Source organism: Staphylococcus simulans, assembly GCF_047037175.1.
Taxonomy (GTDB): Bacteria; Bacillota; Bacilli; order Staphylococcales; family Staphylococcaceae; genus Staphylococcus; species Staphylococcus simulans_C.
The window spans coordinates 535,607-548,387 of sequence record NZ_CP178241.1 but is presented as its reverse complement, the minus strand read 5'-3'; the positions used below and the strand labels follow the sequence as shown (position 1 = coordinate 548,387).

12 protein-coding genes and 1 riboswitch are annotated in these 12,781 nt (G+C 37.3%); of the genes, 3 read left to right on the top strand and 9 right to left on the bottom strand.

The features are described 5' to 3' along the window. The 5 genes from trpC to ACFCT9_RS02510 all read right to left on the bottom strand — a co-directional run bounded on the left by trpC (position 1) and on the right by ACFCT9_RS02510 (position 5,339). Entirely contained in the window at positions 1 to 780 is a 780-nt protein-coding gene (gene trpC, locus ACFCT9_RS02530) for an indole-3-glycerol phosphate synthase TrpC (protein WP_412520572.1), read from the bottom strand. After that, entirely contained in the window at positions 764 to 1,780 is a 1,017-nt protein-coding gene (gene trpD, locus ACFCT9_RS02525; protein WP_412520570.1) for an anthranilate phosphoribosyltransferase, read from the bottom strand. Before trpD ends, trpC begins: the two co-directional genes overlap by 17 nt. Next, complete coding sequence (locus tag ACFCT9_RS02520; protein WP_412520568.1) at positions 1,725 to 2,348, bottom strand: anthranilate synthase component II; 624 nt, start codon at positions 2,346 to 2,348, stop codon at positions 1,725 to 1,727. Before ACFCT9_RS02520 ends, trpD begins: the two co-directional genes overlap by 56 nt. Beyond that, positions 2,345 to 3,754 (bottom strand): anthranilate synthase component I, encoded by a 1,410-nt coding sequence (locus ACFCT9_RS02515; protein ID WP_412520567.1) that lies wholly within the window; start codon positions 3,752 to 3,754, stop codon positions 2,345 to 2,347. The genes ACFCT9_RS02520 and ACFCT9_RS02515 overlap by 4 nt, the downstream gene beginning before the upstream one ends. 544 nt (positions 3,755 to 4,298) lie before the next feature. After that, positions 4,299 to 5,339: a M42 family metallopeptidase gene (locus ACFCT9_RS02510; RefSeq protein WP_412520566.1), complete on the bottom strand. Its 1,041-nt coding sequence runs from the start codon at positions 5,337 to 5,339 to the stop codon at positions 4,299 to 4,301. A gap of 138 nt (positions 5,340 to 5,477) precedes the next feature. Here ACFCT9_RS02510 and ACFCT9_RS02505 point away from each other — a divergent pair, with 138 nt between their 5' ends. After that, positions 5,478 to 6,572: a prephenate dehydrogenase gene (locus ACFCT9_RS02505; protein ID WP_412520564.1), complete on the top strand. Its 1,095-nt coding sequence runs from the start codon at positions 5,478 to 5,480 to the stop codon at positions 6,570 to 6,572. A 50-nt stretch (positions 6,573 to 6,622) separates the two neighbouring features. Here the strand turns inward: ACFCT9_RS02505 and ACFCT9_RS02500 are convergent, their stop codons facing one another. Continuing rightward, positions 6,623 to 7,885: a Y-family DNA polymerase gene (locus ACFCT9_RS02500; protein WP_412520563.1), complete on the bottom strand. Its 1,263-nt coding sequence runs from the start codon at positions 7,883 to 7,885 to the stop codon at positions 6,623 to 6,625. A 159-nt stretch (positions 7,886 to 8,044) separates the two neighbouring features. Here ACFCT9_RS02500 and ACFCT9_RS02495 point away from each other — a divergent pair, with 159 nt between their 5' ends. Beyond that, on the top strand, positions 8,045 to 8,230 hold the full coding sequence (locus tag ACFCT9_RS02495; protein ID WP_412520562.1) for a 2-hydroxymuconate tautomerase: 186 nt from the start codon (positions 8,045 to 8,047) through the stop codon (positions 8,228 to 8,230). A gap of 315 nt (positions 8,231 to 8,545) precedes the next feature. Here ACFCT9_RS02495 and ACFCT9_RS02490 read toward each other — a convergent pair whose 3' ends face one another. Continuing rightward, positions 8,546 to 9,550, bottom strand: a complete 1,005-nt coding sequence (locus ACFCT9_RS02490) for an LCP family protein (RefSeq protein ID WP_412520560.1) — start codon at positions 9,548 to 9,550, stop codon at positions 8,546 to 8,548. A 140-nt stretch (positions 9,551 to 9,690) separates the two neighbouring features. Here ACFCT9_RS02490 and msrA point away from each other — a divergent pair, with 140 nt between their 5' ends. Beyond that, positions 9,691 to 10,209 carry a peptide-methionine (S)-S-oxide reductase MsrA gene (msrA, locus tag ACFCT9_RS02485; RefSeq protein WP_412520559.1) on the top strand — a complete coding sequence of 173 codons (519 nt, stop codon included), beginning with the start codon at positions 9,691 to 9,693 and terminating at the stop codon, positions 10,207 to 10,209. Between the two features lie 104 nt (positions 10,210 to 10,313). On the opposite strand, the gene ACFCT9_RS02480 is transcribed toward msrA, so the two are convergent. Together ACFCT9_RS02480 and ACFCT9_RS02475 are read right to left on the bottom strand one after the other, a co-directional pair. Continuing rightward, positions 10,314 to 11,213, bottom strand: coding sequence for a homoserine O-acetyltransferase/O-succinyltransferase family protein (locus ACFCT9_RS02480; RefSeq protein WP_412520558.1), 900 nt, complete (start codon positions 11,211 to 11,213; stop codon positions 10,314 to 10,316). Position 11,214: 1 nt separating this feature from the next. Beyond that, on the bottom strand, positions 11,215 to 12,495 hold the full coding sequence (locus ACFCT9_RS02475) for an O-acetylhomoserine aminocarboxypropyltransferase/cysteine synthase family protein (RefSeq protein ID WP_412520556.1): 1,281 nt from the start codon (positions 12,493 to 12,495) through the stop codon (positions 11,215 to 11,217). Positions 12,496 to 12,555: 60 nt separating this feature from the next. Further along, a riboswitch (SAM riboswitch) is annotated at positions 12,556 to 12,653 on the bottom strand. Positions 12,654 to 12,781 lie beyond the last annotated feature (128 nt).

The window sequence follows — 12,781 nt, the reverse complement described above, 5'->3', positions numbered from 1 at the left end:
TTACTGTTCCTTCTCTAACTGCAAGCTAGGCAAGAATTGAGATAGTTCATCACATTTCATCAATGATTCACCAACCAAAATACCATCTATGCCTGACCCGACGATTTTTTCAACATCTTCTTTTGTATGAATCCCGCTTTCTGAGATGTAATAATAACCGTCTTTTTTGTTTTCTAGGATTTCATTCGTGTGTTCGACATCAGTCACAAAGCGTGTTAAGTCGCGATTATTTACGCCGATAATATCTGGTGCCAACTGATAAGCTCTCGCTAATTCTTGTTTACTGTGGACTTCCACTAATACATCTAAATCTAATGTTTTCGCATATTGATATAGTTCATGCATTTGCTGATCATCTAAGATGTTTACAATCAGTAAAATGATAGAGGCACCAGCACGATATGCGACATCGATTTGTATTGGTTCAATGATAAAATCCTTACATAACACCGGTAACGTTGTTTGTTGCGTCAGTTTATTTAAACGCTCGTAACTACCGCCGAAGTATTGTTCATCAGTTAAAATTGAAATGGCCTGTGCGCCATAAGTTTCGTAATCTTTCACTTGTTGTGTCAAATCACGATCTGGCAGCTTCTTAACTGATGGACTTTTAGATTTGATTTCGGCAATAACTGACAAATGACTTCGTTCTTTTAAACGTGTACTGAATTTCTTTTTATCTTTAACATTCGTGACTGGAAGTGTACGTAGTAAGCGATCATAATACCCTTCTTCTAATAGCGATTTCTTATACGCTACGATGTCATCCAATATAGTCATAAACTTGCCCTCCTGTTTTTTTATATTGAGCAAATGCTTTACCGTCATCGATTAATTGTTGTGCGAGTATGACACCTTCTTGAATCGAATCTGCTTTTTCTGCGACGTATAATGCGATACCAGCATTTAAAGCGACGACATCACGTTTACTTGATTGATCTTTACCCGTTAAAATATTTAAGGTGATTTCTAAGTTTTCTGCAGGTGTGCCGCCTTTTAAAGTGTCATTGCTTGCTGGTGTTAATCCGACATCTTCAGCATTTAAATGATACGAAGTAATGCCTGTTTCTTGGTTCACTTCATAGATGAGGTTTTCACCAGATAAAGTTGCTTCATCCATACCGTTTGCTCCATGTAAGACAATGGCACGTTTACGACCTAAATCATAAAGTGTTTCAGCCATAGGTTTCACAAACTCTGGATTATAGACACCTACAACTTGATACTCTAATTTGAATGGATGGATCATTGGCCCTAAGATATTAAAGATGGTTGGACCTGCCAGCATTTTACGAATCGGTTGAATGTATTTCATAACTGGATACGTATCAGTCGCATTTAAGAATGCTAAGCCTGTTTCTTGCATTCTTGTTTCAACATCCGCCACTTGTGAACTGGCAATCCCCATTTTATTGAGTAAGTCACTGCTGCCTGAAGCAGAAGTGATGCTGCGGTTGCCGTGTTTAAGCACATTGACACCTGCTGCTGCGACGACGAAAGAAGCGGTTGTTGAAATATTGAAACTGTTAGATTTATCGCCGCCTGTTCCGCATACACACATTGCACCTGGATAAACCGGTTGGACGGGATACATCGTTTGAATCATAGCTGCCACTAAATAAGTGACTTCTGTTTGATTTAATGGGCGAGCAGTATAATCTCGTAGCAATTCCGCTTTTGTGTCATTGTCGATATCTGGGTTGATCAGTGTTTGGATAAATTCATTAATGTCCTGTTGTGTTAAGTTCGATTGTTCTTGAATTTTTTGAATGAGTGTCATGGCTGCTAGCCCCTTTCTCAACATATTTAATAAAGTTATGAATAATCTCAGTTCCGTGTTCTGTCGCAAATGATTCTGGATGATACTGAATACCATAGTGCGGTTTAGCTTTGTGTTCGAATGATTGAATACAATCTGTTGTTTCTCCTGTAATAACTAAGGAATCAGGAAAGGTTTCTGGGTCGCTGATTAATGAATGGTAACGCATGATTTTAAAAGTTTCAGGTAATCCTTCATATAGTACGGTTGGTTTTAATTGATGCATTGTATCAATCTTGCCGTGTAAGACACTTGCGCCTTGTATAACCTGTCCTTTGTAGTAACACGTCAATGCTTGTGCACCTAAACAAATACCAAGTATCGGTAAATCTTCAAAGTGCTTTATAATGCGATTTAAATCGTCTGTATCTTCTGGATGACCTGGTCCAGGTGAAATAATCACCGCATCAGGATGCAAGTCGAATATGGTTGGATCGTCTGGATATTTCACCACAACTTCTGTGTAACCTGCCACAATATTCACTAAGTTATAAGTAAATGAGTCATAATTATCTACGATTAGAATCATGGTGTAACCTCCAGTAAGCTTTTCGCTTTAAGTTTCGTTTCTTCTAATTCTTTTTCTGGTATGGAATCATAAACCACACCGCATCCTGCTTCCACATCTACATAAGTTTCATCAATTAACATTGTTCGAATGGCTAACGCAAAATCTAAATCATGATTACAGTTAATGTAGCCAACACCGCCGCTGTACACACCACGTTTATAAGGATGTGCTTCATAGATACGTTCGATAGCTCTTAATTTCGGTGCACCTGACACTGTGCCTGTTGGTAATAGACTTGCGATGATATCCATCGGCGACATTTTCTCATTAAGTTGACCAGTAACCTCACTGACGATATGCATCACATGTTCATATTTTTCGATTTCCATTAAGCGTTCAATCTTAGATGTTCCTGTCTTGCTGACACGGTGAATATCATTTCTGCCTAAGTCGACTAACATACGATGTTCACTCAATTCTTTCTCATCACTGAGCAGTTGATGCGCATTGGCGTCATCTTCTTCTGGCGTTTGTCCACGTTTGATCGTACCTGCAATCGGGTTTGTGACTACCACATCGCCTTTCACTTTTACAAAACTTTCAGGTGAACTGCCCACAATAATGGGTTCATCAATATTTAAGTAATACATATATGGGCTTGGATTTTGACGTTTTAACTTTCGATACAATTGATAAGATAATGCGTGTAATTTATCACCAAATTCATGTTTATAGCGATAGATTCTTGAAGGAACGACTTGGAACATGTCGCCTTCAGTAATCAACTGTTTAAATCTCGAAATATTTTGAATAAATTGATTATCCGGAATATTCGGAATTATATCCTTTTGACTTGGCACAAAAGATGTATCTGGCTGATATAATTTAATATGTTGTAATGCATCGGTTTGTTGTTGTACTCTTTTTTCAATTGCTTCATGTGCGTCATTTGAGAATAAGTTTGTAGCAATCACATACAAGTATTCTTTATAGTGATCAAAGACATATACATTCTCAATCATATATAAATGAACATCAGTTTGATTGGGCTTGTCAGCAACCGCTCTTTTCTTTAAGACTGGGAATTCATGTCTGACTAAATCAAAGCTGCATGAACCGATAAATCCTGAAATAAACGGTAATTCTTTTAATAAAGGGTCATCTATGTCTGCGTAATATTTTTGAACGTAATCTTTAAGCTTTTGATAAGGTTGATTTGTTTCTGTCATTGTTTCTTTAGGTGTTTTAATCGTCAATGTATCTTCTGTTAAAATCACTTCACCGTAAATATCAAAGGCAACGACTGAATAACGACCTTTCGTTTTATTTTGACTGGCACTTTCTAAAATAATTTTTCGCTCTGCCAATTGTGCCAATGCTTCAGGGGTAATATCGGCATTTAATCTCTTGTATACTACATCCATTGTGTTATTTCTCCTCCCATAATAAAAAGCGTCCTTGTTTGTTGTAACAAGGACGCTTTTGGCGCGGTACCACCTTTATTAGCCACCAATTCGATGACTCACTCTCACTTGATTGAATTGTCAGCTTCCAACAAAACCCAATTCATTAGGCAGCGAGGTTAGTTTTCATCAACCACTAACTTTCTGAATTTACTCTATCTGCTTAACTACTTCATCTTGTCTCTTCACTGTATTTCTCTTTTTCTTTTTAAACTCAATATAAAAACACCACAATAACGCTATTCCGATAAGGACGCGTTACCGTGGTGCCACCTTAGTTCAACATTTTCATGTTCTTATTGATTATTTAAATTGTTAACCTTGCACATTAAAAGCCCAATTCACATTATATGCTGTACTGATTTGCATCAACCATCAGTTTTCTGTGTGCTACATGACATATAAGCTACGTTTACTTCTAACGTCGTTTGCAATGTACCTTGAATAATACACGCTCTTTTTTAAGATGTCAACACATAAATTCAAAAATTCTAACTATTTAGAATTAATCTTCAACCATCTCTGAATACAAATAAACTTCAAGCAAGCGTTGTGTGGCTTTGATCGAATCCAGATGTGTACGCTCTAACGCATGTGAAGATTCAATACCCGCACCAAATAAACCATGCTTAATATCTGCACCTGATCGTAATGCTGCTGAGGCATCTGAACCATAATAAGGATAAATATCTACTTTATATGGAATGTTATTTTCTTTCGCTAATTGTGTTAAATGTTGTCTCAGTTTTTTATGATATGGTCCTGATGCATCTTTGGCGCAAATAGATACCGTGTACTCATCTGAAGTTTGGCCATCTCCTAGTGCGCCCATATCAAATGCGATGTATTCATTTACTTTTCCTGGAATAGAAGCATTGGCTCCATAGCCGATTTCTTCATTGTTTGAAATAAAGAAATGTGTCGTATATGGCAATGTTTTTTCATTTTTACTATAATCCTCTAAGAAATGCATTATCATCGCAACACTTGCTTTATCATCTAAATGACGAGATTTAATAAAGTCATTTTCTGTAATGATGGTTCTAGGATCTAAACTTACGAAGTCCCCTACTTCAATCCCTAATTGACGTGTATCTTCTTCGTTATGTGTCACCGCATCAATTCTAATTTCCATATGGTCCTTATCACGCGGAATGGCATGATTATCTTTATAAACATGAACGGATGTTTCATGCAGGCAAATCGTACCTGTATAATTTTTACCTGAGTCTGTATGAATCGTGCAATATTCTCCTTCAATTGCGTTAAAGGCATAACCACCGATTAGTTCTATACCTAAACGCCCATCTTCTTTAATTTCTTTTACCATCGCACCTAAAGTGTCCACATGTGCAGTAATACAACGATGATCCACGTCATTATCACCTTTTACAGTAATCATGAGTGCACCCTTATTCGTCACATATGTCGCATACCCTAAATCCTCCGCAAAAGACTGTACATAGTCTATCGCCTGATATGCATCACCCGATGGACTTGGAATTTCAGTTAATGTCTTAATTGTTTCAAAAATATTTTTCGCCATAAAAGACCCCTCCTTACCTTTATTGTACCGATTAATTTCAAAATAGAAAATAAAAATAGATAAGCAAAAGGTCTTGCACCAACTGAAAATATACACTATAATATCGCTATTCTGAAAATTTCGACAGAGGTGAGTCTTTTGACTAAAAACATACTATTTGTTGGTTTAGGTTTAATCGGAGGCAGTTTAGCTACCAATTTCAAATACTTTCATAATGATGTCACTATCATTGCCTATGATTCTAACCCGAGTCAACTTGATAAAGCCCTATCCATTGGAATCATTGATGAAAAAGCAGCAAACTACGAAGCAGCAGTAGCCGAAGCGGATATTATTATTTACGCGACGCCTGTCCAACAAACCGTTCAATATCTAAAGACTCTTACCCATCTAACTACTAAACCAGGATTGATTATCACAGATACTGGAAGCACAAAAGGAACGATTCAAGCCTTTGAAAAACAATTACTAGCTCAGAATATACACTTGATCGGAGGACATCCTATGGCTGGCAGTCATAAATCAGGCATCTTGAACGCTAAAAAGAACCTATTCGAAAATGCTTACTATATGTTGGTGCATTCAGAAAAAGATAATGATGCAGCGACAGAAGAAATCAAACAGTTACTACAAGCCACACGCGCAAAAGTTATCGCAACTTCACCAGAAGAACATGATTTCGTCACGAGCATTGTCAGTCATATTCCTCACATTGCTGCAGCATCTTTAGTGAATTTAAGTTTAAATCATGATAAAGATTCGCCATTGATCAAACAATTAGCGGCTGGGGGTTTCCGAGATATTACACGAATTGCCAGCAGCAGTCCTGAAATGTGGAGCGACATCATGCATGAAAACAAGGAGTACATCCTATCCGGTATCGAAGAATGGCAAATACAGCTTTCCCTACTTGCTTCACAAATTAAAAATGATGATTCTGAAGGTATTTATCAGTTTTTTGAACAAGCACGTGAATACCGCAATCAATTACCGGCGAAAAATCCTGGCGCTGTGTCTAGTTCTTATGAACTGTATGTCGACATCCCTGACGAACCTGGTATGATCAGCAAAGTAACCTCCATTCTAAGTTTACATAATATTTCTATAAGTAACATTAATATTGTGGAAGTCCGAGAAGATATTTATGGTGCCTTACGCATTAGCTTTAAAACACCTGAAGATCGCGAACTCGGTATTCAAGCTCTAGATGAATTCGACACATACAGCCTTTAATGTATTAAGAAAGTTCCCATAAAGCGTAATAAGCTTTGTAGGGAACTTTTTTACATTTTATGACCTGCCATCAAACCTAAACGTCCATATTTCGTTCCGGCATCTGTATAAGAGATTGCTTTTGACACAATACCTTTACCATATTTGTTTTGTAGCTGATCAATCGCTTTGGCCAGTGCTTCACTCCGCTTCCGCTCATACTCATCCACAAACAAATTTAATTGCTGCACACCTTCAGGTACAAATTGTGTCAATGAAACACTGAGTGTACGATAAAGCAGCGTTTTCTCACATAATTGATCCGCCCACTTTTCGATACCTTTCCAAATCTCTTTTTCTAAATTTGTCGGTTCATCTAAAGTAAACTGTTTATGCACTCCGCCGCCATCTTTATAACCAAAAGAAAAGTGAATCGTACGTGCACGCATTTTACGCAATCTGACTCGCATTGCCACATCTTCAATTAACTCCTGCATCACCACTTTCGCATCTTCATACTTGTAATCACGCATCAATATCTGACTCTTACAAATAGATGGGTTCGTAATTTTATGTTTTTCTCGTATTTTACTTTGATCAATCCCATGCGCATGCAGATGCAAATCAATACCTTTAATCCCAAAATCTCGCTTTAAATATTGATAAGGATAATGCGCTAAATCACCAATTGTAAATATCCCGCGTTTATTTAATTTCTTTTCTGTACGTGTATTAATCCCCCAGAACTTATGCAATGGCTGAATGTTCCATAACTTCTCCGGAACATTTTGATAGCGCCATTCTGCAATCCGGTTGTCGTTATGCTTAGCTTCAATATCCATCGCCAATTTACTCAACAACATATTCGAACCGATACCGATCGTACAATAGATTTGTGTCTGTTCGTAAATCTCTTTCATCAACTTAATACAAAATGACTGAACCGTACTGCTGAAACGATGATAACTGTCTGTGACGTCCATAAAGAATTCATCGATACTATATTGATGTAAATCTTCAGGCGGTACATACTGCAACGCAATTTTAGAAATCATAACGGACACATCCAAATACTTGCGCATACTTGGATTAATAATATATATATCATTACAGTGCGGAATTTCAAATAATCTTGAGCCTGTAGTGATACCAATGGCTTTTAACGGCGGTGTTGCTGCTAATACAACCGAGCCTTGCCGTTTTGTATCAGCGACCACCGCAAGCTTGGTCTTCAAAGGATCTAACCCTTTTGAGATACACGATACACTCGCAAAGAAACTCTTTTGGTCAATACATAAAATGTCTCTATCCTCTAATAAATGGTAATCATACATTGTAACACCCCCGCAACTGATACTTTTAGTATATACGAACATTTGTTCTTATTCAACATTAAAGCGAACAAATGTTCTGTTTTAAATATAATTATATTGCTCATCTCTTTAATCAGTTAATGGTATAATAGACTTACAACTATCAAGGGAGGCGTTCTCATGCCAATAGTAAACATTAAATTAATCGAAGGTCGTACAGACGAACAATTAAAAGCATTAGTTAAAGAAGTAACAGATGCAGTTGAAAAAACAACAAATGCTGATCGTAATGCAATCAGTGTTGTTTTAGAAGAAATGAAACCAACACATTATGGTGTCGGCGGCGTTAGAAAATCAGACCAATAATTAAAAAAGGTGAGCAGCAGGTTAACTACATTGACCGCTTCTCACCTTCTTTTTATTTACCTCACCTTATCTTCACTTTCCTTTTCTATCACTTATCTCCCTTCACCGCTTCTTCTCACTTCCAACTTTACACCTTCAATCCATTGACACGCATTCCTGTACATACACACCGTAGTTGCACCCAAATACTGCATACACAATCCCACTCCCTATAACCAACAAAAAAGACAGTCGTCTTTTACGACGACTGCCCTTCATTTCAACTCTTGCACCACTTTACCAAAATCCTGTACGCAGTTGAAAATTGTTTAATTGTTAATTTTGCGCTTCTTTTTTCTTATTACTGTTATCTTTTAAAAACTCTTGAATTGCTTTTTTATTCGCAGGTTTATCTACTTCTAATGCACTGCCGCTTTCAGGTGTTTGAATATCTCGGTATGTGCCTTTCATCGGAACCGTTAAAGTTTTAACATCTTTATCACCGCGGATACCGAAGTTCATGCCCGTTTGAATCAAGGCAGAGTCAGGAATATCTGTACTTAAATAACCACGTAAGATTCCGGCTACTTTAGGCAGTTTGAAAATTGCACCTGGTTTTGTCATTTCTTGTTTTAATGCTTGAATCACTTGTTGTTGTCTTCTAACACGTCCGAAATCCCCTTCAGGGTCATGACGGAAACGTGCATAACCTAATAACTCTTTACCATTTAAATTGTGATGGCCTTTTTTCAGTGATACACCGATCAACTCTGACATATCTTTCTCTACATCAATCGGCACACCATTTGGCGCTAACTCATCAACCATTTTCTCAAAGCCTTCGAAATCTACGACCGCATAATACTCAGGGTTAATACCATAGTTTTCTACCAACGCTTTTCTCAGCAATTCAGCTCCGCCTAATGAATAAGCCGCATTAATTTTGTAATCTCTATAACCTGGAATTTTGGCATAAGTATCACGCATCACAGAGACGACTTTCATCTTCTTATGGATATAGTCATATTGCGCAACCATAATAGAGTCTGTTCTTGATTTGCCGCCATCTGATTTATCAGCCCCTAATAGTAAGATAGAGATCTTACCGTCGTTTTTAACGGGTCCGTTAAACTTTTCTACTTTCATATCCGGATTATGTTTTTTCGCATAATTAATACCGCTTCTATACCCAGAAACCGCATATACAATTAAAATAATAAATAGGATTAAGATACCTAAAATCACAAACGGCAGTTTCCGCATGCGTTTCTTAGTACGCTTTTGGCGCGGTTGTTCGTCACTACTTCGTTTATAATTGTCATTATTCGTTTCATTTGTCATTTTAACCAACCTTATACTTCAAAATTAACAGCCTATGTAATATAATTAATACATACTAAAGTTATATAATTTTCTTTTAAAAATCAAGTATTTTCTAAGCAAATGGTACTAAGGTCCCATAAAAAGAAAGGATAGATTGAATGCATATCAATACAGCTTATTTTGCCGGGGGATGCTTTTGGTGCATGACAAAGCCGTTTGATTCCTTTGATGGTGTTGAAAAAGTGACATCCGGCTACATGGGAGGCACTGTGGACAACCCTACGTATGAAGCAGTTAAAACAGGTCAAACCGGTCATTTAGAAACCGTTAAAATAGAGTATGACGTTGCCTTAATTTCATACAATAAATTACTTGAGATTTTCTTTTCAGTGATTGACCCGACTGATACTGAAGGTCAATATCAAGACCGCGGTACACAATACCGTACAGCTATATTTTATACTAATGAAGACCAACAAGAAACCGCAAACCAATATATTGCGTCATTAAAATCAACCATCAACAGAGATAAAGCCATTGCGACGAAGGTTTTACCTGTTTCACAATTTTATGAAGCTGAAGCTTATCATCAAGATTTCTATAAAAAGAATCCAAAACGTTATCAAGAAGAACAAGCCCAACGTGAAGCCATTAAACAACAAAGAAAAGATGTATAAGCGATAAAAACTTAATCATAACTATAAATGCGCAAGTTCATCCATTACAGGAAAACTTGCGCATTTTTATTTGTTTTATTTTTTCTATGCTTTTGTATTTTCTATCAATGAAGTGAATCTTCAGTTTGGTCTCGTTCTGACCAACGCGATTCATACATCATATCCGACCAGTTTTGGAATAATTGCTGTGCATAAGAAATCCAATGTGCTGGCAATAAATCCAGTGAATCCCCTCTGAAGTAATTCTTAGGTTTAACAGCAGTAGCTTCAGATTTATCACGATCACGTTTAAATTCATTGCGCAACGTATCATGCTCATACTCAAAATGACCGCCGATAAATAAATCTGTTTGCTTACGATTAGAAATAAAATCAATGCCTGTATAAGGACTATACGTAATCACATCTAAATCCGCTTCTTCCATCACTTCTCCTGGATCCATATACGAACCTCTGGATTGTGGAATGATGTATTCCGGTATTTCAAATAACGCAGGATGTGCTTGTAAAATATGATAGCGATAAATTCCAGTGAGTTTCTCTTTAAACATCCGCTTATGAATACCATAACGATAATTCAAAGCGAATTGCGCACCCCAGCAAATAAATAAGCGTTGTTTCACATGCGTATTCGACCAATCATGAATCTCTCTTAATTCCTCAATGTAATCTACCTCAGAAAAATCAAGATGCTCGACAGGTGCCCCTGTCATAATCATGCCGTCATAATGACGATGTTTGATTGCTTCAAACGTTTTATAATACTGTTTAGCATGACGAAAAGATTCTGACTGAGATTTGTGAGTAACCGGATAGATAAAGTCAACATTAATCGCGTGGCTTGTCAAACCAAGCAGTCTCAACAACTGTCTTTCAGCATCTTGTTTCACCGGCATCAAATTAACAATCAATAAATTCAAACCTTCAGGTATACGCTTCTCTTTAAAATCGATTTGTGCTGCTTGTAGTTCAGGCACAATCGGAACGCTATCAATATACAACATCTTAAATCGCGTCTAATCCTTTTTCTAAATCTGCGATAATATCATCAATATGTTCAAGGCCGATAGACACACGGATGGTTTCAGGTGTAATACCTGCTTTCAATTGATCTTCTTCATTCAATTGTGCGTGTGTAGTAGAAGCCGGATGAATCACTAATGATTTCGCATCGCCGACATTCGCAAGTAAAGAGAAGAGTTCTAAAGATTCAATAAATTTAATGCCTGCTTCATAGCCGCCTTTCACACCGAAAGTGAAAATAGAGCTTGCACCTTTTGGTAAATATTTTTGTTTTAAATCATAGTATTCGCTTGATGGTAAGCCTGCATATTTAACCCATGCGACTTTATCATGGTTTTCTAAGAATTTCGCAACTTTTTCTGCGTTTTCAACATGACGTTCAACACGTAATGATAATGTTTCTAAACCTTGTAGTAATAAGAAAGCATTAAATGGAGAAAGTGCTGCACCTGTATCACGTAATAATGTTGTTCTGACTTTAAATGCTAAGGCAGCGGGTCCGAACGCTTCAGTGAAGACTAAATCATGATAAGATGCATCAGGTTCTGTTAAACCTGGGAATTTATCATTTTGTGTCCAATCGAAGTTACCGCCATCCACAATCACGCCACCCATAGATGTACCATGACCGCCGATAAATTTCGTTGCTGAATGGACAACAATGTTCGCACCATGTTTAATAGGTTGGATTAAGTATGGAGAAGCAAATGTGTTATCAACAATAAGTGGGATGCCTGCTGCATGTGCAATCTCTGCTAATGTTTCGATATCTTCTACGTTACCTTCTGGGTTACCGATTGTTTCGATATAAATGGCTTTCGTATTAGCTTTAATCGCCTTTTTAACTTCATCAAAGTTTTTACTGTCAACAATGGATACATCGATACCGAATTTAGGTAAGGTATGCGCAAATAATGTATGTGTGCCCCCGTATAGCGTAGAGCTTGCGACAACATGGTCTCCTGCATCTGCGACAGTTTGGATCGCATAAGTAATCGCAGCCATACCTGAAGCCACCGCAACCCCAGCTACACCGCCTTCAAGTTCTGCAACACGTGTTTCAAATACTGCGACAGTCGGGTTAGTTAAACGTGAATAGATGTTCCCTAATTCTTTTAAACCAAATAAGTTCGCCGCATGCTTAGTATCATCAAATGTATAAGAAGTCGTTTGGTAAATCGGTACTGCTCTCGAATGCGATGCTTCATCTACCTCTTGTCCTGCGTGCAATTGTAACGTTTCAAATTTAAAATCATTTGTCATGTTCATTTCCTCCTTAAATGTAAAAAGCGAGCCTACCTGAAAAAGATAGACTCGCGAATCGGCTTATCTTTCAGGTCTTCACCTGCTGGAATTAGCACCTAACTTAAATAGGTTGCCTGGTATCGTAGGGCCAGTCCCTCCACCATTCTTGATAAGTTTTTTTATTAATTTAATCAGAGTATAGACTGAAATTCAGACAATGTCAATAGACTTTTTTTAGTTTTCTGAATTTTAAGGTAAAATAAAAAACTTAGATAACAAAGTTTACATTCAGCACACAAGACAA

Excerpts from the sequence above, each read along its gene's own strand:
- trpD (WP_412520570.1), bottom strand. The coding sequence starts at position 1,780 with ATGACACTCATTCAAAAAATTCAAGAACAATCGAACTTAACACAACAG.
- ACFCT9_RS02490 (WP_412520560.1), bottom strand. The coding sequence starts at position 9,550 with ATGACAAATGAAACGAATAATGACAATTATAAACGAAGTAGTGACGAA.
- ACFCT9_RS02475 (WP_412520556.1), bottom strand. The coding sequence starts at position 12,495 with ATGACAAATGATTTTAAATTTGAAACGTTACAATTGCACGCAGGACAA.
- ACFCT9_RS02480 (WP_412520558.1), bottom strand. The coding sequence starts at position 11,213 with ATGTTGTATATTGATAGCGTTCCGATTGTGCCTGAACTACAAGCAGCA.
- ACFCT9_RS02520 (WP_412520568.1), bottom strand. The coding sequence starts at position 2,348 with ATGATTCTAATCGTAGATAATTATGACTCATTTACTTATAACTTAGTG.
- ACFCT9_RS02495 (WP_412520562.1), top strand. The coding sequence starts at position 8,045 with ATGCCAATAGTAAACATTAAATTAATCGAAGGTCGTACAGACGAACAA.
- msrA (WP_412520559.1), top strand. The coding sequence starts at position 9,691 with ATGCATATCAATACAGCTTATTTTGCCGGGGGATGCTTTTGGTGCATG.
- trpC (WP_412520572.1), bottom strand. The coding sequence starts at position 780 with ATGACTATATTGGATGACATCGTAGCGTATAAGAAATCGCTATTAGAA.
- ACFCT9_RS02500 (WP_412520563.1), bottom strand. The coding sequence starts at position 7,885 with ATGTATGATTACCATTTATTAGAGGATAGAGACATTTTATGTATTGAC.
- ACFCT9_RS02510 (WP_412520566.1), bottom strand. The coding sequence starts at position 5,339 with ATGGCGAAAAATATTTTTGAAACAATTAAGACATTAACTGAAATTCCA.
- ACFCT9_RS02515 (WP_412520567.1), bottom strand. The coding sequence starts at position 3,754 with ATGGATGTAGTATACAAGAGATTAAATGCCGATATTACCCCTGAAGCA.